Annotated in this window: 15 protein-coding genes; 2 read left to right on the forward strand and 13 right to left on the reverse strand. The window is 68.5% G+C overall.

The features are described 5' to 3' along the window. The first annotated feature begins 167 nt into the window (after window positions 1-167). Entirely contained in the window at window positions 168-971 is an 804-nt protein-coding gene (locus K9S39_RS10170) for a TniQ family protein (RefSeq protein ID WP_248863032.1), read from the forward strand. Window positions 972-978: 7 nt separating this feature from the next. On the opposite strand, the gene K9S39_RS10175 is transcribed toward K9S39_RS10170, so the two are convergent. Next, window positions 979-1824, reverse strand: coding sequence for an IS5 family transposase (locus tag K9S39_RS10175; RefSeq protein WP_248863033.1), 846 nt, complete (start codon window positions 1822-1824; stop codon window positions 979-981). A gap of 430 nt (window positions 1825-2254) precedes the next feature. On the opposite strand from K9S39_RS10175, the gene K9S39_RS10180 reads away from it, so the two are divergent. Next, a complete protein-coding gene (locus K9S39_RS10180; RefSeq protein WP_248863034.1) occupies window positions 2255-2851 on the forward strand; it encodes a chloramphenicol phosphotransferase CPT family protein in 597 nt (198 codons plus the stop codon). A 116-nt stretch (window positions 2852-2967) separates the two neighbouring features. Here K9S39_RS10180 and K9S39_RS10185 read toward each other — a convergent pair whose 3' ends face one another. From K9S39_RS10185 to K9S39_RS10240, 12 genes are all read right to left on the reverse strand, one after another. After that, window positions 2968-3726 carry a hypothetical protein gene (locus K9S39_RS10185; protein WP_248863035.1) on the reverse strand — a complete coding sequence of 253 codons (759 nt, stop codon included), beginning with the start codon at window positions 3724-3726 and terminating at the stop codon, window positions 2968-2970. 334 nt (window positions 3727-4060) lie between these two features. Continuing rightward, entirely contained in the window at window positions 4061-4630 is a 570-nt protein-coding gene (locus K9S39_RS10190; RefSeq protein WP_248863036.1) for a hypothetical protein, read from the reverse strand. Between the two features lie 135 nt (window positions 4631-4765). Further along, window positions 4766-9781, reverse strand: coding sequence for a hypothetical protein (locus K9S39_RS10195; protein WP_248863037.1), 5016 nt, complete (start codon window positions 9779-9781; stop codon window positions 4766-4768). After that, window positions 9736-10425, reverse strand: coding sequence for a methylation-associated defense system ATP-binding protein MAD8 (gene mads8, locus K9S39_RS10200; RefSeq protein WP_248863038.1), 690 nt, complete (start codon window positions 10423-10425; stop codon window positions 9736-9738). Before mads8 ends, K9S39_RS10195 begins: the two co-directional genes overlap by 46 nt. Further along, window positions 10422-12086 (reverse strand): methylation-associated defense system protein MAD7, encoded by a 1665-nt coding sequence (gene mads7 / locus K9S39_RS10205; RefSeq protein ID WP_248863039.1) that lies wholly within the window; start codon window positions 12084-12086, stop codon window positions 10422-10424. The genes mads8 and mads7 overlap by 4 nt, the downstream gene beginning before the upstream one ends. Beyond that, window positions 12077-12703 carry a hypothetical protein gene (locus K9S39_RS10210; protein ID WP_248863040.1) on the reverse strand — a complete coding sequence of 209 codons (627 nt, stop codon included), beginning with the start codon at window positions 12701-12703 and terminating at the stop codon, window positions 12077-12079. Before K9S39_RS10210 ends, mads7 begins: the two co-directional genes overlap by 10 nt. Continuing rightward, on the reverse strand, window positions 12661-13998 hold the full coding sequence (locus K9S39_RS10215; protein WP_248863041.1) for a replication-relaxation family protein: 1338 nt from the start codon (window positions 13996-13998) through the stop codon (window positions 12661-12663). Before K9S39_RS10215 ends, K9S39_RS10210 begins: the two co-directional genes overlap by 43 nt. A 39-nt stretch (window positions 13999-14037) precedes the next feature. Further along, on the reverse strand, window positions 14038-16455 hold the full coding sequence (locus K9S39_RS10220; protein ID WP_406707898.1) for a type IV secretory system conjugative DNA transfer family protein: 2418 nt from the start codon (window positions 16453-16455) through the stop codon (window positions 14038-14040). Continuing rightward, window positions 16443-18290: a VirB4 family type IV secretion system protein gene (locus K9S39_RS10225; RefSeq protein WP_248868673.1), complete on the reverse strand. Its 1848-nt coding sequence runs from the start codon at window positions 18288-18290 to the stop codon at window positions 16443-16445. Before K9S39_RS10225 ends, K9S39_RS10220 begins: the two co-directional genes overlap by 13 nt. 5 nt (window positions 18291-18295) lie before the next feature. Beyond that, window positions 18296-19246 carry a PrgI family protein gene (locus tag K9S39_RS10230; RefSeq protein WP_248863043.1) on the reverse strand — a complete coding sequence of 317 codons (951 nt, stop codon included), beginning with the start codon at window positions 19244-19246 and terminating at the stop codon, window positions 18296-18298. Between the two features lie 5 nt (window positions 19247-19251). Next, window positions 19252-20910 (reverse strand): hypothetical protein, encoded by a 1659-nt coding sequence (locus K9S39_RS10235; protein ID WP_248868674.1) that lies wholly within the window; start codon window positions 20908-20910, stop codon window positions 19252-19254. A gap of 305 nt (window positions 20911-21215) precedes the next feature. Continuing rightward, the gene (locus K9S39_RS10240; RefSeq protein ID WP_248863044.1) at window positions 21216-21602 is read right to left on the reverse strand and encodes a pilin; all 387 of its coding nucleotides are present in this window, start codon (window positions 21600-21602) and stop codon (window positions 21216-21218) included. Window positions 21603-21952 lie beyond the last annotated feature (350 nt).

Below are 21952 nucleotides of genomic sequence, written 5' to 3' on the forward strand. Positions count from 1 at the left end.
GATCGACAGCCTCTCCCAACTGGTTCGAGGGGCTGCCCTTGAGGCCATCATCAGCGGCAACGAGGCCATCACACGCAAGACCCTCGACACCATCGAAGTTGACCAGACCGCCGAGGACGCCCGCACTGAACGGAGCCGGGCCCGCAAACCCCGCCGTCGGAGGCCGCATGCCGACGCAGCCTGACCAACTCCGCCCGCTGCCCGTCTCTCCCGGCCCCGTCCACAACGAGACGCTCGGCTCCTACCTGCACCGCCTGGCCATCGCGAACAACCGATCCGCAGGCGTCCTCGCCCGACTGCTGGGCCCCCTCCCCCCAGAGTTCTCCCCGCTCAGCGACACCACAGCCACCTGGACTCCTCGATCACCGCACGGCCTGGCCACCCTCGCCGGACGCCCAGTGACCGAGCTTGCCAGGGCCCTGCCCGCACTCGCGGACTTCCTCAACCCCGACGGCCCGCAGCCCCGACCGCACCGGGTGATCGGCCGTCCCTGCCGATGCTGCACCGCCCACCGCAGCCCCACGGCATCCCTGGTGATTCTGGTCCTGCCCGCTCACCAGCACCTGTGCTGGCGTCACCAACGCTGGACCCGCTCGACCCACGACATCCCGCTCACGCATCTGCCGGAAGTCATCCCAGCTCAGCGGCGACTCGATCAACTCGCCCGCCGCCACCGGCACCTCGGACAAGCTCTCGACCTTGCGCGGAAGATCGTCGAGGAGTGGTCTTTCTCCGGCATGCCGATCGACCTCGCCAGCGAATGGACCGACCGCCTCGATCGCATCGAGAGGCACCCCGCCAGCATGAGGATCCCCGCCGAGGACCGCCACCACCTCGCGGCCTTCCCCGAGATCGCGGTGCTGGCGAACCTGATCATCGACCCTCCCACCCACACCATCGATCCCAAGGAGCTCTACATCGCCACGACAGCAGAACTGAGAGGTCGTCTGGTTCATGAAGTTTGTGAGTGATTGTGGTTTATGCGTCTCGCCAGGTAGGGGTTGTTTCGCTGGTTGCTCGCTTCGCGAGGTTCGAGATCATTGCGAGGCGGATCATGCTCTCGGAGTGTTCGGGCTTGGTCTCGTAGTCACGGGCCAGTCGGCGGTGCATCATGATCCACCCGAAACTACGCTCCACTACCCAGCGCCTTGGGGTCACCGAGAAGCCCTTGACCTGCGTGTTCCGTGGCACGACGTCGACGTCGATGCCAAGGGCGGCTCCGTGTTCGATGGCCTGATTCTTGTAGCCGGTGTCGACCCACGCTTTGGTGACGGTGGGGTGGTTGGCGGCGAGTTGGGTGAGGAGCTGTTTGCCGGCTTCGTTGTCGGAGACGCTGGCCGCGGTGACCATGACCAGCAGCAACAGGCCGAGGGTGTCGACGACGATGCTGCGCTTGCGTCCCACGATCTTCTTGCCGGCGTCGATCCCTTGGGTGCTGGTGGGGACGCTGGGGGCGGTTTTCACGCTCTGGGCGTCGATGGCGCAGGCGGTGGGCTCGGCCTTGCGTCCCTCCTGCTCGCGGACGAGGCGGTGCAGGCGGATGCCGAGCTTCTCGATGGTGCCGTCTGAGGTCCAGGCGCTGAAGTGGGAAAAGACGGTGGTGTGCGCAGGGAAGTCGTGCGGCAGGTAACGCCAGGGGATGCCGGTGCGGTTGACATAGAGGATCGCGTTCATGACTTCGCGCAGGTCGGCGAGCTTGCCGCCGAGGTTGAGCGAGGTCTTCTGCCGCTCGGCCCGCCAGGCGGTCAACGTCGGCTCCATCAACTCCCAGCGGGCGTCGGACAGGTCGCTCGGATAGGACTTGCGTGGTGGCTGAGTCGTCATGACAGCACTGATACGTTCTGGGGCTGCAAGCTGGGTATCGCTCGTCCGGGGGACTGGCGTGGACTGATCCAGGCATATTCGAACCGGACAGGAGCTATCCGGGTGAAACAGGGCGAAGCGAGCTGCTGAAACCCGTCACGACTCAGGGGCGTTCGGAGCGAAGGGCCTCTAGGTACTCAATTCGGGCGCACGGCAAAACGGTCAAAGGCTCACATCAATAACAAGAACGTCCTCTGAGCCGACGATTCGCCCGGATCTACACCACCTTCGGAACCCAGGATCCGCTCTACCAGCGCTTCTGCAAACCCTTCGCAGCCCAGACACCCGATTGATCAGTACGGCGTCCAGGACTGCCGTCTTGCCGGACGCCGAGATCTACTGGAGATCCCCCCAACGCGGAGCCGGAACGGCACCATGTGACCATGCCGAAATGACATCTGGTCGGATCATCTTCCTCAATGGCACCTCCAGTTCAGGGAAGTCGAGCATCGCCCGAGAGCTTCTGGACATCCTGGATGACGGCGTTTTCTTCCACCTGGCGGTCGACAGCTTCAACGCGATGCGCAGCAAGCGGGAGCTCGAGGCGGAGGAGCTCGACGCCGCGCTGCGGCGGACCAGGATGGGCTTCCACCGCTCGATTGCGGCCATGGCCGAGGTGGGCAACGACATCGTGGTCGACCATGTGCTGAGCGAGCCGTGGCGACTACTCGACTGCCTGACGGTGCTGCCACCCGAGGACGTACTGTTTGTCGGCGTCCACTGCCCGCTGGACGAGCTGGCCCGCCGCGAACTGGCCCGGGGCGACCGCCCGTCGGGCCTCGCGGCACACCAATACGACCTGGTCCACGCCCACGGCGACTACGACGTGGAGTGCGACACCAGCACGGCAAACCCACGCGAATGCGCACAGCGCATCAAGGAGCTCCTCCCGCACCGCCCCAGCCCCGCCGCCTTCACCCGCCTCCGACGACGCTACCTGACGGGCAGCCAAGAGCCGCCGACGGCGAAGCACAGCCTCTTCGGCTAGGGCCAAACGCGCTCATGCCACGCTGGACTTCCACAGAAGCCAGGTGCAGTGACAATCCTGAGCCATGCCAGTCTCACCCCAACTGGCAATACCGCAGCTCAGCGCGAGATCCACAGTCAACCTCGCTCCGACAGGACACGGCTCTCCAGATCGGCCACGACCGGTCTGTTGGCCTCCGCCCATGTACGGGCATCAGGCACTGCAGGTTTCGGGTTGTCGACACACCAGCGCAGGACATCCAGCATCAGCGTAACCGCCTTGTCTGCGGAGCCCGTGGAGTAGTCGACGTACTCCGGGCCGGTGTGCGTGCCCAGTGACGGATGAGAGACCGTCTTCTTGGGCTTCTCCTCGTGGTGAACCGCCGCATCCCGAAGGTCAAATAGCCACTCGAAGTCGGCGATCCAATCTGCGTTGAATGGCCCCGAAACGAACACAAGCTTCAGGGCCTCGCGGATATTGCTATGCCGGTTCTCCCCCAGCTTCCGGCCTTGGACCGCCGCGCGTACCACTAGGGAGCCGTAGAGAGCATCGAGCGCGTGCGCTGAGGCGGCCACAGCGACCAGCGATGCGTCGAACTCCTCACCCAACGCGTAAGACTCCGCAGCGGAGACAGGCAATGCCTCGGCCCGCTCACGGGCCCGGCGGGCCACCAGTGCCCTGTCGATCGCAATACCTGCCCAGCACGGCCAAAGATGAGCCGTGATCTTGATGTCTACAGTGTCGCTGAGGGGCGCGGAAACGGCGGCGTGGCCAGCAGGCGCCTCTACGCTGACGCTGCTGCTCCCGCACTGTGGACAGCGCTGGTCCTCCGGCACTGTTTGCTGGATGACAGTGTTCGGGTATTGGTATCTGCACTGGCTGCAGAAGTGAGCCATGGAGAGGCGGTAGTCAGAGCGGTGGAAGATAACACTCGACACGCGCGACAGATGATCTGCCGGGAGACGCCCGGCACCCGGATGGTTCCGCAGTTCAGGACGCGTGCCGGTGGCCAGTTAGATTTCCCCGCCCCGCCCGACGAGCAGGACCCCGGCCACCTCGACCACACGCTGCAACCCAGGAGCCCTTAAATGACATGCCGTCAAGCCCGTTTTACTCGGCGAAGGTAACCCGTCGGACAGGCTGTGTTTTCTCAGTACAGTCGGCGCACGCTCAAGTCGATCCGCACCACCGGCCGTCGAGACATCGGCGAGGCCTCATCCTGACGCCAGATCAGTTCTCGAGCGCAGGGATCAGCTGTCCGGCGGTGGCCTCTGTCAAGAGGCTCTGCGTGCTGGGATGACGTTGGTACAGGGCATTGATTTCGCGGGAAGCGGCTGCATCGTCATGAGGGAACGCGAGCTGGCGCGCAACAGCGCCCCTGATTTCGTCAGCAATGCCTTCGTCCAGGTCGGCGACACGCAGTCCCTCGACAATGCCCGTGCCAGAATCAACGAGCACCATGTATGCGGGGAAAGGCTCTCCTTCCCGACCCGGCACTCCGACAACGCGGTCGCGTTGGCGATGAGCCTCCCAGGGTGAGTCGCCCCAGCCGAGAGATGCGGACTGGATCCCTGGCCTCGTCGGCACCTCGAAGCGATAGCACCACATGAGATGCCGGTCGCCAGGGACGATAGCGAACGCCGCCGCTCCTGTATTGAACGCAGCCCGCTCGTCGGGTGTGAGGCCGTCGAACGCATAGATGATCTCTACGTATGCCTTGCTGAGTACGAGATTGGCCGCAGATTTTGGCCAGTTGACCTCCTTGGGGTAGGGAGCACCTACCTCTAATGAGTACCCCATGAGCTGTCCCCTCTTCGGTCTGTGGCGCCAGACCGGCTGATCGGTTCTGTTTCGGTGTCGAGTCGCCATTCGACGGTCGGCTCATGGTCGCCTGTGCTTCGAGCACGACTGAATGGTCTGACGATTTCGCACGGGTCACTGCTCGCCTGATGCGGTCTTGGTTCCTCCGCCGTGCTTGGTCACCCGGGGGCGGCACCGGATGCGGACGGCGCCGTAGGTGAACGCCGGGTCGGTTGCCTTGCTCGACCAGACGTACGCCTCACCGGGACCGAGCTGGGCCAGCTGCTCGGCGGTGAGTCCTGACAGGGCGGCGTTCGCCTTCTGCAGATGCTTCAGCCAGGCCGGGGAGGTGCACTTGTGCAGGATCACATGGTTGGACAACTCGATCAGCTGGACGGGCACAGAGGGCGGGTCCTGGCTCGCGACAAGGATGCTCATGCCCTTGTGGCGCATCTCTCGGGCCGTCTCGACGAGACCGGCCACGAGGTCGGGGCTGTCGATGTACTTGTGTGCTTCGTCGAAGACGACCAGCTTGTTGAAGCGGCGGTCGCCGTCCCGGGCGTCTGCGAAGAGCTGCATGAGGACGACGAACAGGCCGAGAGCGTCGTCCTTTTCGATGAGATCGTCGCGCAGGTCGACGATGACGAGTCGGCCGGGGCGGATCTGGCTGGTGAGCTGGACGCTGTCGTCGATGTACTCCTCGGCGAGGTCAAGCCGGTCCTCAGCGAGGTCCTTGATGTGGTCGGGCATCCGCGAGTGGGCCAGTTCCTGACGGATCGCATCAAGACTGAGGTCGTTGCGCCGCTTGCGGATGGCCTTGGTTATCTGCTTGATGTAGGTGGACCGGTTTCCGACAGCGCCGAGGAGAAATCTCCAGTGCTCGGCCTTGAGTTCGGACGAGGAGAAGGTCAGGGGCTGTACCTCGATCCCGGGATGTTCCGCGCGCCGGTCGTCCACCTGGGCCTCCGGCGCGAGAAGCAAGACGTCGGTCAGGGCACGCGGTTCCGCCCCGTAGCGGTCCTTGAGGGCGGCTAGCTGGGCACTGTCGTCGTTGGGATGGACCATCGAAGTGAACTCGGGTGCATAGGCATCGGTCTTGCTGTAGTGGAAGACGATGGTGGCCAGCGGGTGCGGGAGGGCGTTGACGGGCGGGGCCGGCAGGGAGGCTGCCTCGATGATGCTGCCCAGGGTGTAGCTCTTGCCGCCTCCCTGGACTCCGAAGAGGCTGATGGTATGGGTCTCGTAGAGGTCGAGGGCAACTTTGCGCCCGGCGACCTCGCCCAGCACGCCGTACTGGGGCGAGGGGCGGGTGACTCCGAGGGTGATGTCGGGCCACTGGGCTCCAGTGACGGGCGGACCTACGGGGGCTACGGCGGGGCCTGAGGCTTCGGTGGTGGGCGTGTTGTGGAAGCTTTGCTGGTCGAGGACTGTGGCCGAACGAGGGGGCTGATCGACGGATTCGGGCGCGGGGGTGTCCAGCGGGCCGGACGTAGCCCCCTCTCGTTCGCTCTCTCCTGCCGTTGGGTGTACGTGCTCCGGCTCCGGCTGGTCTTTCGGTGGCGGTTCGTGCTGCTCGGTGGAGGGCTGCGGGACGTCGGCCTGGGGCGCCTCCGCGGCATGGTCCTGTGCCGGTTCCGCGGCTGCTTCGGTCGCCTCCCCCTCCTCCTCGTCCGTCACTGCGGGGTCCTTCGCGCGGAAACCTGCGTCGGCGAGACGCGGCACCGAGAGACGCAATAGTGCCAGGGTGGGCGCCGTGGCCGCTCCGTCCGTCTCTGGTGCCGCGTCGGCGTCGTATTCCGGGACGATGCTGCCCAGGGAGGCTGGTGCGCCGGGCCGCACCGTGGGGATCGCCTGGATCAGTTCGTCGATCAGGTCGCGGCCGATCCGGTGGAACTCCACTCCGTCGTCGGTCTCCCGGTCGGTTCCGCTTCGGGCGAGGTCGAAGATCAGGCCGCTTCGGGTGAACCGCAGCTGGTAGCCGTCGTCGAGGCTGTCGAGCAGCTGGTGTGCGGCCGTGCGGGCAGTTGGGTTCATGGTGCCGTGGCGGGCGGCCCGTTCCAGGTAGGAGCGGAGCATGGCGCCGAGGACGAGGTTTTTGACGGGGCGGTCGACGCGGTCGGGGGTGTTGAGAGTGGGGTCGAAGGCCCCGGCGAGTATGGTCTGGCTCCGTTCCAGCTGCCGGGCGACCTTCGTCTTGAGGTGCTGGTAGGCGCTGATGTCGTCGAGCGCGGTGTAGCACTTCACTTCCACGAGGCGGCAGGTGATGGTCCGCTCGCGTGCGTTGAGGTGGAAGAGGGCGAGGTCGCTGCGCTGGAAGGAGAGCACGTCGCCGAGTTCGCGGGCCTGGCGGCGGGCTTCGGTGTACAGCTCTGGGTGGGCGTCGAGGGGAACGACGATCTGGTTGTGCAGGACATCCTGGTAGTCGAGGTAGAGGCGGGCCAGGGAGAGGCCGAGGACCTCGGTGCGCTGGTTGGGGGCGGTGGAGGCGAGTTTGAAGGCGAGGTTGCCGGACAGCAGCCGGAGCTGGTCGAAGAAGGTGTTGAGGTGGCGTTCCTCGACGTCGAGGCCATGTTGCCGGGCCGTGGGGCCGAGCAGGGTGCGCAGTTCGTCGGTCGAGTTGGAGCTCACCATGATCTGGTGTCCGAGTCCGCTGCTCTGGGAGGGTGCGTAGTCGATGACGTATTCGGGCCTGCCGTGCTGTCCGGCGTGGTCGAAGTATTCCAGGCCGAGGGTTCGGTCGATGGTGACGACCCAGTCGCTGGTCTGGTGGGCCTGGTAGAGGAGGGCGCGGTCGGCGGTGTCGAGGGAGAGGACGGTGCACGGGACGTTGCGCGGCGCCTGTCCTGCGGTGGCCACGCAGGCGGCCGCGGTGGCGAGGAGCGCCGGCAGTCGGCTCATCAGAGTGGCAAGGTCTTCGGCGTCCTCCATAGCCGGCGCCGCGCCGTGGCAGGGGGCGGTGCGCCAGACGATCTGCTGGTCGTTGTCCTCGTAGGTGGAGGTGGTCGCCTGCACCAGGCCGTGGACGGGGGCGTGGGCGATGGTCCGACGTGGGGTGGAGGAGTGCTGTTCGCCGCCGAAGGCGTCGATGAGGACGGTGAGGTGGGCGTCGAAGTCGGCGGGCTGCCGGATGAACTCTTCCACCGAGCGTACGGAGTGGACGAGCTTGGCCGTACGAGCCGGGCCGGTTGTGTGCAGGAACTCCTCGGCCTCGGCGGAGGAGATTTGGCTCTGCGCGCTCTGCAGTTCCGTCAGGGCCGCCCCGGTCTCCGGCGCCTCTGGGTCGGTCACGCACAGGCGGATGTCGTACGTGAGGTCGCGGGTCGGGGTCCGGCGCTGTAGTTCTAGGAGGGCGTCGGCGACGATTTCCGCGCGGCCCGCGTTGACGATGTTCAAGACGAGGGTGCGGACGTACGGATGGAGGCGGGTATACCGCTCGATGCGGTCGGCCAGGGCCGTTCCGGACAGTGCACCGGCGCCGTTGGCGGGGCGCGCTCCCGTGACCGGGAGGCGCAGTGCGGCAGCGAGACGGCCGAGGAGGCCGCGGGGGTCGGTGGTCTCGCTGGGCAGGTAGGCGCCCCAGTATGGGGTGAGGTTGTCTGCGGCGGCCATCAGTCGGCCGTCCTGGCGCGGGACGGCGAACGGGAAGCCGAGCGGTGCCAGGGAATCCTGCAGAGAGTCCTTGGCAGTGAGTACAGCCTTCTTGTCCCCGGCGTCGAGCCGTCCGGTCCAGTCCAGGCCCATGGCGGACCAGGTGGCCAGCCAGAGAGCCCGCAGCGGGTGAGTAGGTGAGATGAGCAGGACGGTGTCCCGTCGGCCAAGGCCATCGGTGAGGGTTACTGCCACGCAGTCAATCTGCTGGATTCTGGCCAGTGCCACCAGGGCGCTGCCCCGGGCTGCATCCGTGGCTCGTTCGAGGTGAGTTGACTGGACGTCGACCAGTTCGGCGTATGCCTCGACGTAGGCGACGAGTTCGTCCCGAACGCTTTCGAAGTCGACGGCCTCGCTGACCAGGAGGTTGGCCGGATTCACCGGACCACCCTCCGCGTCAGCGCTGCTGACCGCGGTGAAGTAGGCGTGCCGCGCTGCGAGGAAGGTGTCGTACGCCTCGGCGGCCTGTCCCGTCAGGGACTGCCGTAGGTCCTCGTCAGATCCATTTACTGTCTCGGCGGTGCCGTCGGGGTGTAGGAGCAGGCGGCGCAGCGTGGTGTCGCCGGGCCGCGCCAGGAGGTCCTGCTGGGCCTGTACGAGCCAGGGAGAGAGCCGGATCTCGGCACTGCCCGCCGGTTGGATCTTTGCGCTGAGGCTCCGATGCGGGCTGCGGGCCGTCGCTGTCTTCCAGCGGATGTCGGTCACCACGACACGTGCTGGGTCCTCGCTAGCGGCCAATGCGTCGAGCTGCAGTGAGCGAAGCGACTGGGTGACGCCGGCGAAGCGTCCGGCACTGCGTTCCGGGGGTTCCTCGGTCTCGGCGTTGGGGATGACGTAGAAGCGCTCGCTCTCGCCGCCGGGCAGGTCGTGGGCGCCGGGCGCAACGTCGAGGGGTCCGTCGTCCGCGTCGAGCGGGACGACGCGGACGTAGTGCCACCCCTCCTCCCAGTCGATCTCGTTGAGGCGGCGCAGCGGCGCCTTGTACTCGGCTTTCGCGGCCTTCCCCTTGTCGCGGTGTGCGATCCTCCCGGTCGGCCCACCGTCTTCGGAGACGATCTCCACACGGAACCGTTCGAGCCCTTCCACCCTGCGGGGGTCGGGCTGTACCGCGAAGCGCGCGGCGATCTCGCGGACCCCCTTCTCGCCGGCGAGCAGGTAGGGCTGGCCCTCCATGGCCGAAAGTGCCGGGTAGTTGCGTACGTCCTCGGCGTTGTCGCCCGCTGCGGGCAGGCCAAGTTCGCGTACCTCGATGGAGACGGTGGCGCGTCGCCGCTCGTCGATGCGCCAGTTGCTGAAGGACAGCCCCCAGTTCTCCCGGTCGACCACAATGCGGCGGGTCCACACCACAGGGTCTTCCAGGCCACAGCGGGTGGCGAACAAGGCGAGGCGTGCCGCGAAGTCGCCGTCGCTCAGGCCGAGGTCCAGGACGCGCTGTCGTTCGGACCGGGGCGAGGCGGTCAGCTTTTCCACCAGGCTGTGGTTCTTCTCGACGCGCTCGCGCACGAGCGCGGGGTCGGCAAACAGGTCAAGTCCGGTACCAGCCCGAAGTGGTACACCGCTGCCCCGGCGACCTGGTCACGGTAGGCGTTGGCCTGCAGCGTGAGGAGGTACTGGGCGACGGCCCGGTCGCCGACGCGGCCCTCCGTGCGGTCCCGCAGGGCGGCGAGCAGTTCGTCAACGCCTGGGCGCAGCCTCTCGGGCACCTGCTCCAGCAGGTGGTCGGCAAGGTGGGTGTAAGCGTCGCCGAGCGGTACGTCTTCGAAGGTCGCGATGCCGAAGGAGTCCTCGGCGCTCACCCGGGTGCCGGGCGGCACGAAGACGAGGAGCGGTCCGGGCAGGACGCCTTCACCCTCGCTGCGGTTGCGGAGTTCTACCAGCTTGGTGCTGGTGACGCCCACGTCGTGGAACCGCTGGTCCGGGGCGAGCTCGTCGGCAGTGGCGAGCAGGCAGACGGTGACGTCGGGGCCCAGGGCCCCGCGCAGGCGGCGTACTAGCGAGGCCGCGAGTTCGGCCTCTAGCTCAGTGATCCGCATGCAGTGGCCGGCACTCCGCTCGCCAACGAGTTTGGCGAGCCGGGGCACGAGGACGCCTTCGAGTGCCTCCCGGAGGTCCCTCGGGGTGGTCTCTGACATTCCGGTCGTGCTCATCGGGCGCCCGCTCCCGTCCGTGCCGTGGTCCCGATGGCGTACCGGGGGGTGATGGTCTGCGTCAGATAGGCGTCGGACATGTCCTGGTAGTAGCCGATCTCGCGAAGCCGGTTGAGGAACGCTGTGGAATTCGCGCGCAGCGCGGCCTGGTCGTCAAGGTGGGCGCCGGTGAAGCCGTCGCCGACCGGAAGGCGGTCGATGTAGAGCCCATAGCGATCCCTCAGCAAGGCAAGGAACTCGTCAACCCGCATCGGCGAGGTCGCAAGGTCGCCGGACCCGTCGCCGCCCTCTCTGAGCAGCGAGACCTGGAGGAGCACTTCGAGGAGTCGGGCGTCCAGGACGAACCTGCGGGCGGAGGCGTCGCCCCCACGTCCGCCGCGCGGCTGAGCGAGCAGGGCGCCGGGCCGGTGTTTCAACAGCATCGAGTCAAGGCACTTCACGAACTGGCCTCGGTAGTACCGCCCTTTATAGTGCATCAGCATCTCGGTGTACTCGTCGAAGGGGTCGAGCCCAAGCTGGATGATCCGCTTGAGTTCGGGGGGAAGCTCGTCCTCTTCGTCCCGCACCCGGTTGACCCTTTGCAGGAAGAAGGCGTCGCGGTCTTTGCGGTAGGACTTGCCGAGCAGCCGCAGTGCCTCTTCCGGGGTGAAGTAGCTCCTTCCATTGGGGCGGCTCAGGGTGCCGGTCTTGGCGGCGAGGTGTTCAGCGAAATCATCGAGCTTCTTGATCTGGTACGTCGCCTGGATGAAGGGCGGGATGCGCCGGTACCAGATGTCCGCGCTGTGTTCGGCCAGGGCGGCGGCCGGCGTGCCCGGGGTGCCCTCCGCGTCGAGGAAGAGCCGTACCCGGTACGGGCAGCGGTCGGCTGCCGCCGTGCCGGTGTGGCCCTTGCGGCAGGACCCTGGAACTGTGCTGGCATCGACGACCGCGGGCAGCAGCTTCATCATCCGCAGGTGGTAGAGCGACAGATGGAAGGCGAACAGCACCTTCAGGTAGTCCACCAGGACGGTGCGTGGCATGTGGTCCTGGTGGTAGAGCAGCCGCATGACGTCCTGGCAGAGCAGCTGTGCGGGTTCCGCGCACAGCTGCGGGTACGGAGTTCGGGGCTTGCCGGTGTCCGCCCGGTCCTGCATCTGGCCTCCGGCCAGCTCCACCAGGTGCAGCAGCGCTTGGGTCTCGACGTCGGTGCCCGCGCCGGGTGTGATCGTTCCGGTGGCGCGGTCCACGTCGGAGAAAAAGAACTCGCGGAGCCCTTTGAGGGCTCCCTCGTCTGCGGTGAGCATCTCGTACAGCTGCTCGTCGGCCCCGTAGGGGCGTGACTTGCGGCTGTTGCGGAAGCGGTAGGTGAATCCGTGCAGTGGCCGTGGGCCCGCCACCGACTCGTCTGCCTTGCCCCGGTTGACCAAGTCCAAGAGGTGGGTGGCGATCCACCGGGTGGTGTTCTCTCGATCGAAGCCCTCGAAGGCGTCGGGGTGCTCCAGGAACAGCTTGACGAACACCTCGACATCGAGCGTCCGGGATCGGCTGATCTTGCTGGGCAGGCCGCGGTGCCACAGGCGTGCGAGCAGCGCGGTGAGGACCCGGTCCATGTCAAGGGGCTTGTAGTCGATCCGGCTGACGCCCGGATGGTGAAAGGTGCCGAGCGCCCCGGTCAGCGCCATGCCGCCTCCTCTGCCCCGTCGGTGGCTCGTCCTTCGGCGGCCGAGCCATTGCTTTCCTGGCCGTCCTCAGCCGGTCCCGCTGTCAGTTCTTCCATGTGCAGTACGGAGTCCTCGGTGCGATGGATCCGGCGCAGGTCGTGCCCATGGGTGGTGAGGAGCACCTCCTGGTACGGGACGGCGGACAGCCGGTTCTTGAACACGGCGAGGGCGAGCTGTTGGCCCTGGAGGTCGGCGACCGACGGCCGGTAGCCCTGCTCGAACCGCTGAAGCAGTTCGAAAAGATCAAGTCGGATCTCCATCTCGGCGTTGCCGCCCCGACTGCCGACGGGGTCCCGGTAGCTGAGGCGCAGCGCGGTGCGGCCGGATTCGACGTATGGGGAGTCGGGTGCGGCGCCCGGTTCGAGGCGGAACCCTGCGGCGGGGAAGCGGCGGAAGCTGCGGATGGTGCCGCCCGACACGTTGCGGACCTTCAGCGCGAGTGCGCTCCCGACGCGTTCCGGCGCCATCAGTCCTTCGCCTCGGTTGAGGGCGCGCAGGACGGCGTCTCGCTCCTGGTCAACTGAGGCATCGGTGGTCAGGAGTTCCATGAAGCGCAGCACCGAGGGGTAGGGCAGCATCCTCTGGGCCCGTTCCTCGTCATGGAGTTCGAAGTAGAGCAGGCGGCGGACGGCGTCCAGGTAGCGGCGGTGTTCTGCCGCCTGGTCCCCGTGGGAGGTACTGGCCCGGCCGAGCTCCTCGAACTGCCGGCCGAGCAGAACGCGGTCGCGGTCACCGCGCCCGTCCACAGTGACCAGCGCTCCGTCCTCCAGAAGGCCGGTGTAGTCCAGTCGACGGTCGAGCCGGGGCTGGGGCGCGGCGGCGACGTCGGCTTCGCGGAGCAGGGACAGTAGACGGTCGCGTTCCCGCAGACTCCCGTCATCGGCCGGGGGTGTACCCAGGTGCGCGGAGAAGTAGAAGCTGTCGAGGATCTGCTGGGTATCGCCGGCTGCGTACAGCTGGTGGATCTCGGAGCAGTCGCGGCCCGAGGTGAGGGTGTAGGCGAGGGCCGAACGCAGATCGCGCAGGGTGATGTGCAGCTTGCCGCGGAGCTGGGTGAGCTGGGGCTGGACGTAGTGAAGTCCGCAGACGAAGTCGCCACGTGCAGATCCAGCTCGCGGGCTGTGCTGGTCAGGCGGTGGCGTAGGGCCTGGTCGCGGGACTGGGTGCGGGTGTGGATGAGGAGGGCGGGGCGGGTGTCGGTGGCGGTGGTGAAGGCGGCGTAGCCGGTGAGTTTGGCTTCGACGCGGGGCAGGGGTTGGCTGCCGGTGTCGTATTCGAGGAAGAACGGCAGCAGACGGTCGCCGTCGTGCCAGTGGGCGTAGGCGTCGGGGCGGATGATGTCGCCCCAGCGGCGGGCCGTGGAGCGTTCGGACAGCCACAGGCGTAGTCCGGTGTCGGGGGTGGTGTGGGCTTTGGCGGCGAGGTGGGTGAGGAGTTCGTTGACGCCCAGGTCGTGGCCGAGGGATGGGGAGTAGGCGATGCGGCCGGTGTGGGTGGGGCGCCAGCCGAGTGCGGAGGTGTCCAGGCCGGCGTGGGCGGCGAGAAGGGCGGCTCCGAGGGGGCCGAGGGTGTAGTGCTCGGGGGCGGAGCCGGTGGCGGTGAGGGGGCGGAAGGAGTCGAGGACGGCGTGTTGGTGGAGGGTGCGCAGGCGGCGTTGGGCGGAGCGCAGTGAGATGTGGGCGAGGCACGCGAGCTGATCTGTTGTCAGGACGCGGTGCTCGTAGAGCATCCGTGCCAGCCACAGGTCGCGGGCGGTGAGTCGGCGGGCGAGCTCGGCGACGTCCGTGTGTCGGGTGGTGCGGGGGCGGGTGGTGGCGGCGCGGGCGGTGTAGCGGGAGCCGGGGCCGAAGGCGGGGCGCGGGAGTGCGGGCATGACGGATCACCACACGGTGCTGAGTCGGGGGATGAAGGTTCAGGGGCGGGCGGCGGGTCGGGGTCCGTTGCGGCCGGCGGCTGCTGCCCGTAGGTCTTTGGCGCGGCCGGGTACGGCGGGTGGTAGGGGGCGGGTGGTGAGGGTGAAGGCGGTGGATTCCGCGCCGCTGGTCAGGAGGTGGGCTGTGGCCTGGTACGGGCCGAGGTGGGCCAGGTCGTGCGCGGCCAGGGAGGGAAGCGTGTGGCGTTCCAGGGCGTTGGCGTCTTCGGGGGAGGCGTTGAAGAAGACCTTGTTGCGGGCGTTGGCGGAGATGCCTTCGCGCAGGTCGCGCGGGAGCTGGGCGAGGTGCTGGTGGGCCAGGAGCATGGACAGCCGGTAGCCGCGGGCTTCGGCGAGCATGTCCTCCAGCGGGTAGGGCAAGTTCAGGAAGTTGTGGGCCTCGTCGATGCTCAACGTGGCGTCGACCCGCCGGTGTTCGGGCATCCGTGCGCGGGCAGCGGCGGCCTGCCAGGTTCCGGCGACGATGAAGGAGCCCAGCAGGCGGGCGGTTTCTTCGCCGAGGGCGCCTTTGGGGAGGCGAGCGAGCAGGATGCCGCCGTCGAGGACTTGGGTGAGGTCGAAGGTGGAGGGGCCGGCGGCGATGGCGCGGCGGGCGAAGTCGCGCAGCAGGAAAGCGCGCAGCTTGTTCATCACTGGGCCGACCACTGCGGCGCGGGAGGGTTCGGACATGGACTCGTACCAGGCCCAGAAGCCCCGCAGGACGGGGTCTTGGAGGGCGGGGATGATGCGTAGCCGGTAGGCGCTTTCGCCGAGCAGGCGGGGGATGTCGGCGAGGGTGACGAGCTGGTGGGTGCGGTGGCGGTGTTTGAGGAGGGTCAGGCAGGCGGCGCGCATGACGTCGTCGGTGCGTGGGCCCCAGAAGGCGGTGAAGATCCGGCGGAAGATGCCGGTGATGTTGTCGACGACGACATCGATGTCCGCGCCGTCGAGCACGTTCAGGCACGGGGGCAGGTGCGGGTCGTCCGGGTCGATGAGCACGAGACGGTCGGCGCAGGTGTCGGGGAGGCGGTCCAGCAGGTCGGTTACCAGGTCGCCCTTTGGGTCGATGACGATGACGCCGCGGTGCTGGCGCACGTCATCGAGCGCGAGGTTCGCGATCAGGGTGGACTTGCCCGACCCTGTCGCACCCATGACATGAAGATGGTGGCGGGCGTCGGGCACCGCCAGACCTACGCCCCGGCGGGCACCCGTATCGGAACGCCCCAGAGGCTTGACCCCGTTGCCAGGCGCAGGCTCGGGGATCTGCGGCGGTGGCAGGACGGAGCGTGCCCCGGCCCGCCGAATACCTGGCGCATCTGCGTCGAAGGGGAGGTGGGCAAGGGCGGCGAGTTCGGGGACAGACAGCAGCGTGGTGCGGGAGGAAGAAGGGTAGTGGCGTGCGCTCAGGTGGGGCTCGGGGTGGGCCAAGCGGGTGCGGGCGAGGTAGGTGCGGTCGGCGAACAGGCCGAACGCGGACGCCAGCGCATGCGCCCGGCCCCGCGCCGCATCCTGCGCTCGCTCGTGTTCGGGGGCGCAGGATGCGGCGTAGGTGAGGACGCACTGCCACTGAGAGCCGGAGAGCTTTGCCGCCGACTGCCGTACCGCAGTGCTGTGTTCGGGATCCTGCTTGCTCGTGGCGGAGGGCTGGGCACGGTGGAGGAGAAGTGCGGCCAGGGCGGGCAATCGGGCGGGAGTGCGCCCGGCTTTGAGGCGGCGGGCCTGGCGGTGGGCTCGGCGTAGTGCGCTGCCGGTGGCCGGGCGGGCCAGGATCTGCACGCACGCGGACTCCTCGTCGGCCATGCCGGTGGCGGCCTGCAGCAGTGCACGCAGGGGGTCGGTGGGGTGGTCGGTACGCAGAGGCAGGACATCGGGCCGGGCCAGTCGCAGGTGTCCGGCAGTGACCGGGTGCCTGTCCGGGAGGAGGGAGGCGGGTTCGGTGACGCGGGTGTGGGCGCCCGGCCAGGCGGCCTCCACCGCGCGACGTACCAGGCCCAGCGGCACCGTGCCCGGGACCCACAAGCGGATACACAGGCCGGTGTGTGACCAGGTGTATTCGAAGGCGAGGTGGGGCTGCCCGGTGGTGATACGCCGCCACCACGGACGCAGGAGACCAGACAGCTGCGCCCACAGCACTTCCCCGCCTTTCGGCGCGACGTGTGGCGGGGCGAGGACCTCTACGCAGCGGGCGCCGTTGGCGAACTTCCGTTGCTGCCAGCGCAACAGGCGGCGCCAGCCGGTGTACCCACATGCCGTGGACACGAGGGCGGCGGGAATCAGGAGAGGTGCGGACGCAGCACACCGGTCTAAGGCTGTGCGGATGGCCGTGATCCCGAACGACTGCGGGTGGGTGAGGAAGTCGACCAGCCATCCGTGCGGCTGGGCGGCAGAAAGCAGTTCGTACGCTGTCACGTCTCCCACTCCCCGGCGCTGGCGGCCTGATCGATGTACCCGCCATCGGGATCGAGGCCGTCGTTCAAGTGCTGGGCGGCGAGCTCGCCCGGGTCCGTCGTGATCACGTCGTGTTCGCCGGGCGCTGCGACGCTGATCAGGGCGACCTTGTGGCGGCGGTCGCCGGTCAGCAGCAGTGCCTCGCCACGGGAAGCCGAGAGCAGAAACTGCCGCTCGCCGTGGCAGAGGTGGAAGTTCTCGCTGATCGTTTCGATGGCCTGCGGGGCCTGGCGCAGCAGGATCTGGGTGGCGGCGTTCGAGACGATGGCCCGCCCCAGCGGAGAGCTGAGCACATCATCGGCGTCCTGGGTGATCACGTCCAGACCGGTCCAGTACTTGCGGGCGGCTTTGGCCATACGGAACAGGAACTGGGCGCCGGCCCCCTCGCGCATCAGCAGCCACGCCTCGTCCACCACCACGAGATGGCGGCCGGCTTCGGGACGGGAAGTGACCTGCCGCCAGATCGCGTCCAGGGCGAGCAGCATCGCCGGTGCCTTGACTTCTTCCGGCAGCTGGCGGAGTGCGTAGATCACCAGATGACCGGAGGTGGCTGTGGTGCTGGGGCCGTTGAACAGCTGGGCGTGGGAGCCGGTGGTGTACGGGGCCAGCCGGTCGTCGAGATCGGCTGCCGCCTGGCTGCCGTCCTCGGCCAGGACAGCGGTGAGGTCGGCGAGTGTCGGTGGGGTGCGGGTCCAGGTGCGCGCGTCGCCGGTGATCCCGGCACGTGCGTACGCGGCGAGGACTGCCCGGTCGAGCACCGCCTTCTCCGCCGGAGTGAGGTCGGTGCCCAGGAGGACGGCCAGGAAGGTGTGCAGGAACAGCACCCGGCGGGTCAGGACATCTTCCTCGCCATCTTTTGCAGCCGGGAGGTCGAAGGGGTTGAGGCGTACTCCATCGGCGCCGAGCGCTACGACCTGTCCGCCGACGGTTTCGGCGAGGCGGACATACTCGTCTTCCGGGTCGATCACGGAGGCGGTGACGCCGGTGAACAGCAGCCGCAGCAATTCGAGTTTGGCGAGATAGGACTTGCCGGCGCCGGAGCGGGCCAAGGTGATGGAGTTGTAGTTGTCCTGCGCGAAGCGGTCCCACAGCACCGGCGCCCCGGAGACCGCGTTGAGCCCGTACAACACCCCCGCGGCTTCGCCGTCCGCACCGGTCGCGGGCGGCAGGTCGGGGCTGGTGAAGGGGAAGCACGTGGCGAGGGCGGCGGTATCGAAGGTGCGGCGGATCTTGAGCGTATCGATGCCGAGCGGGAGGGTGGCGAGCCAGCCGGGCAGCGCCCGGTAGGTGGTCGGCGCCACCGACATGAGCAAGGACTCGGCGATAGCGCGGACGGCGGCGGCCTGCTCGGCGAGGGCGTCCTCGTCCGGGGCGTGGACGGTCAGGTAGAGGGCGACGTGGAAGAGTTTTCCCTCGCCACGAGCGATGCGGTAGGCGAGTTCAGCTGCGTCCGCAGCAACGGCCTCCACCTCCGGATCATCCAGGTTCCCCTTGTCGAAACCTGCGCGGCGGCCGGATTCCAGCCGGGCGCGCTGCTTCTTCAGCCCGGCTGCGGCCACCGGGTTGGGGACCGGTTCGATGTGCAGAGCGATATCGAGATGCCCGGGGAAATTCAGCAGCGGGGCGAGCCAGCCAGGGGTGACCTCGGCCGGGTAACCCGTGACCACGAGCGTGGTGGCCAGATGGGCGCCGATCGCCAGGGCTCGGGCATGGACTTCGATGGCCTCGGGGCCGGCCACGTCGAGCAGTGCCGCACCGTCGAGGGCTGGGTCTGGGGAGGGGCGGCGCCAGCGGCCAGGGAGCAGGCGAGTCACGTGCGGTCACCGTCCGATCCGTCGGCGGGCAGGGTGGGGGTGTCGGGGTTGCAGGCCGCGCTCACCAGCTCGGCGCTCTGTGGGCCATCCAGGGGCGTGAGGGTGATCTCGGCCGGAGTCAGAGCACGGGCGGCCTCGTCCAGGCGCTGCAGCACCCGCCCCTCACCCGAGCTCCGCCGCACGCCGTGCGCGGTGGATTCCTCGCGGGCGACCAGAAGGACCTGACGTCCCAGCAGGTTGTCGCCCGCAGCGAGGTCGGCGAGGAAGTCGGCATGCGCGCGGGCGGCCTGCTCCAGCGCCGGGTGCGGCAGTGCGGCGGCATGGTGGTGCAGCGTGGCGGCGAGGGGGGTGAGGTTGATGCGGTGGCAGCGCACCAGCAGCTGGGTGGGGCCGGTCAGAGAATTGAGCCAGCGGGCGAAGGCGGCGGTCAGGCCCTGTTGTTCGGCGCCCGAGCGCAGTTCGAAGTTGACCGTGGAACACGTCGCCACGGCGGAATTCCCCTCGCCGCCCAGGTCGAGCACCCCATCAGGGGTGATGCCGTCATAGGGCATACGCATGGCGGCTGGAGGTGCTCCTGCGGCCTTCGCCCAGCGGGAGGGGACGACGGTGGGCAGGGGTGGTACCCCTTCGGGGGCATGCACCCGGCGTTTGGCGGTGCGGGCGTGGGCGAGGGCGGCGGCCAGGAAGCGATCCAGACCGATGCCCTCCCGCTGGCCGAGCGCGAGCGCGGCGACCGCCCCGGCGACGGGAATCACCAATGCCGCGTAGGTGAAGGGCGTCATGAAGGAGCGGGTCGCCCACCAGCCGCCGTAGAGCACCGCGGCTGCGGAGGCGAGGATGGCGGTCTGCCTGGCGGTAAAGGGGCCCAGAAGGCGGTCGGGACGGGAGATGTCCGCGGGGATGCGCGTGCCGTGCGGAGCATCTGCCGGGTCGTCAGGTCCGTTCATGTGGGTTACCTCCGTGGGGGTTCGAGGGGGAGCCGTAGCTGCATCGGGCGGGGTGGGCGCACACGTACGCGGTCGGCGGGGATGCGAAGGGGCAGCTGACGCGCACCCGGCACCGTGGCAGGGCGTGACGGTGGCGGGGGTGGCAGGTTGCGGGAGGGCGGCCGTGGCTGGGCGGGGGCGTGCCCGGCGCGGATCGGCAGCCACATCTGGGTGGGTCGGGGCGGTCGGGCTGGGACGCGTGCGGCGGCGATGGGCAGGGAGAGCTGTCGGGGCCGACGGGCTTGGGCGGGATGGGGCACTGCGCGGGGACCTCTCGGTGCACGGGTGAGGGGAGGTGCGCTCGGACCACGGCGCCGGGGAGTTTGGCCGCTGGATGGAGTGGGCGCTGCGCCGGAAGGGCTGGTCAGGGCGGGCGCCGAGAGCGTGCCGCCGACAGCGCCCGCTTTGTGTGCGTCTCGTGCGGCCGGGGTGCCGGGTGCGGATTGGCGGGTTGTGCCAGAGCGGGGAGTCGGACGGCCCAGGGCAGAACGGCCGCGAGCGATCCGTGCGCGGCTCCGGCCCTGGCCTCGTGCGCTCCCGCCGCGCCCAGGGCCGGGCGCAGGTGGCCGACCGCCACCCCCGCCAGGGCGGCCACCTCCCCCTCCCGGCCCACCCCGGCCTCCGCCGAACCCTGCCGCTCCACCTCCGCCTCGGCCGGGCCGGCGCCGCAGCAGACTCATGCCGGGCAGGTAGTGGTCCATGAACCGGTACATCGCAAGGTGCCGCAGCATCCGCACGGCAGGGGGAGCGTGCGGATTGTGGGCCGGGGTGCCGCGCAGGATGACTTGGAGCGTCCAGCCGGGGATTTTGAACAGGACCCAGAACAGGCCGGACCCGGCGAGCATCGTGCCCAACTGGTCGGACTTCGGGATGCCCAGTGTCGTGGCGCCGGGAGCGAAGAACAGTTTCACGGCGAGGACGAAGGTGATCGATTGCGCGACCTGTATGGCCAGGCACCCGCCCAGGGCCCGCCACCACAGCTTCGCGACCGGATCGGTCAGCGGGTGGGCGTGACATGCCAGGGCGAGGGGCGCGCACACGGCCAGCAGTGCGAGCACGGCGACGCGCATCATAAAGCCGATCAGGACCGCGAGGACCAGCGCGACGATCGTGATCGCCAGCAGCAAGAGGTACAGCTTGAGTCCGGCGGCTCCGAACAGTGCGAAGGGCAGGACGCGTTCGACCATGCCCTGTCCGGCATCCGCCATGTCGGTGGCCATGATCGCGTGGGCGAGGGCGCTGGCCAGGCCGATGGCCTTGCCCATCACGGTCAGGGAGGTGGTTGCCGCGGCCATGCCCAACAGCAGGCGGGGCAGGATCTGTTTGAGGGCGTAGCGGGTCTGGACGGTCTCGTAGCCCATGACGGTGATGCCGCCCGCGGTCACGAACAGCACGTAGATGCCGCAGGTGATCTCCAGCATGACGGTCCACAGCCGCTTGACGTCGGCATGCTTCGTGACGTCCGGGGTGGCCAGCAGGGTGTCGGCGAGGAATTCGCGGACCGGTTTCATGACCTGCTCGATCAGCAGGCCGAGGAACGAGGTGATCGCGTTCACGATCATTGCGGGGAAGTCGGTCAGCACATCCCAGCCCGAAGAGGTGTCCTTGACGCACTCCCTTCCCATGGCCTCACACGCGGGAGGCGTCGGCCCCGGCGCGGGCTCAGGGGACGCGGGCCGCGAGGGCTTCGGGGAGGGGCGGCCCGGTGCGGGGGTCGGCCCGGGGGCGGGGTCGGGCTGCGGTGACCCCTGATGCGACTGTGTGGGGGTGGGTCCGGGAGCGGGCTGAGGCTCGGGCCGGGGCGGCCCCGGTTCCGCGGGCACCTGGACAGCAGCATGCGCGAAGGCTGGCTGGGCGGACACCGGGGCCAGGACAAGGACCGTCAGGGCGAAGAGCGTGGGCACGGCGCGAGCGAGGTAGCCGGTGCGGTTCACTTTCCGCCACCGCCGTTGCCGCCTGCGCCGACGATGCCTTGTAGCACGGTGACCAGGGCGGGGGCCAGGATCGCCAGCCCGTAGCCGATGGCCGCGGCCTTCAAGGCCCGCTTGGCGGACTCGACTTCACCGGGATCGCCTCCGGCCATCAGGTAGCGCAGCCCGCCGAAGGTGAGAAACAACGTGGCGAGCCCGGAGAGCATGCCGACGATCCAGTTCCGCAGATTCCTGATCACGGTCGGGATGTTCGCGACCGCCCACACCTGCGAAGAGCTCGCCAGCAGCACGAACACGGTCAGTGCGGTGATGAAGGTGAGCCGGATCGTCCAGCGGCCCACCGGCCAGATCAGCCGTCGGCGTGACCGGCGAAGTTTCGCGAACATGGCGGACGCACCTCCAACAGGCACAGCACGGCGGAAGAGAAGAGCGGGATAAGGGGAAGACGACGCGGCGAGCTGCGTCGCGTGGTGTGTGCGGTGTGGGGCGAACACGGATCCCGGCCCGGGGCCGTCCTCCTCCAGGAGCGGCAGCGGAAACGGGGGTGCTCGGGTGTCAGCACGAGACGGTGCGTCCACCCCACACGGCAACGGCCTGGCAGCAACCGCGGGACGGGGCTGTGCCGGGAGACTGCGCCGCCGGTGATGGTGCGCATCCGGCGGCGCCGCTTACCCGTAATAGAGATTCACGGCCCGGAAATTGACATCCGACGCCGGAAGTTCCCCCAGGCGGCGCT

It is taken from the genome of Streptomyces halobius, assembly GCF_023277745.1.
GTDB classification, from domain to species: Bacteria; Actinomycetota; Actinomycetes; order Streptomycetales; family Streptomycetaceae; genus Streptomyces; species Streptomyces halobius.

Bases quoted from the DNA above. Each gene is read 5' to 3' on its own strand.
- K9S39_RS10170 (WP_248863032.1), top strand. From the start codon at position 168: ATGCCGACGCAGCCTGACCAACTCCGCCCGCTGCCCGTCTCTCCCGGC.
- K9S39_RS10175 (WP_248863033.1), bottom strand. From the start codon at position 1,824: ATGACGACTCAGCCACCACGCAAGTCCTATCCGAGCGACCTGTCCGAC.
- K9S39_RS10180 (WP_248863034.1), top strand. From the start codon at position 2,255: ATGACATCTGGTCGGATCATCTTCCTCAATGGCACCTCCAGTTCAGGG.
- K9S39_RS10185 (WP_248863035.1), bottom strand. From the start codon at position 3,726: ATGGCTCACTTCTGCAGCCAGTGCAGATACCAATACCCGAACACTGTC.
- K9S39_RS10190 (WP_248863036.1), bottom strand. From the start codon at position 4,630: ATGGGGTACTCATTAGAGGTAGGTGCTCCCTACCCCAAGGAGGTCAAC.
- mads8 (WP_248863038.1), bottom strand. From the start codon at position 10,425: ATGAGCACGACCGGAATGTCAGAGACCACCCCGAGGGACCTCCGGGAG.
- mads7 (WP_248863039.1), bottom strand. From the start codon at position 12,086: ATGGCGCTGACCGGGGCGCTCGGCACCTTTCACCATCCGGGCGTCAGC.
- K9S39_RS10210 (WP_248863040.1), bottom strand. From the start codon at position 12,703: ATGCTGCCCTACCCCTCGGTGCTGCGCTTCATGGAACTCCTGACCACC.
- K9S39_RS10215 (WP_248863041.1), bottom strand. From the start codon at position 13,998: ATGCCCGCACTCCCGCGCCCCGCCTTCGGCCCCGGCTCCCGCTACACC.
- K9S39_RS10230 (WP_248863043.1), bottom strand. From the start codon at position 19,246: ATGAACGGACCTGACGACCCGGCAGATGCTCCGCACGGCACGCGCATC.
- K9S39_RS10235 (WP_248868674.1), bottom strand. From the start codon at position 20,910: ATGGGAAGGGAGTGCGTCAAGGACACCTCTTCGGGCTGGGATGTGCTG.
- K9S39_RS10240 (WP_248863044.1), bottom strand. From the start codon at position 21,602: ATGTTCGCGAAACTTCGCCGGTCACGCCGACGGCTGATCTGGCCGGTG.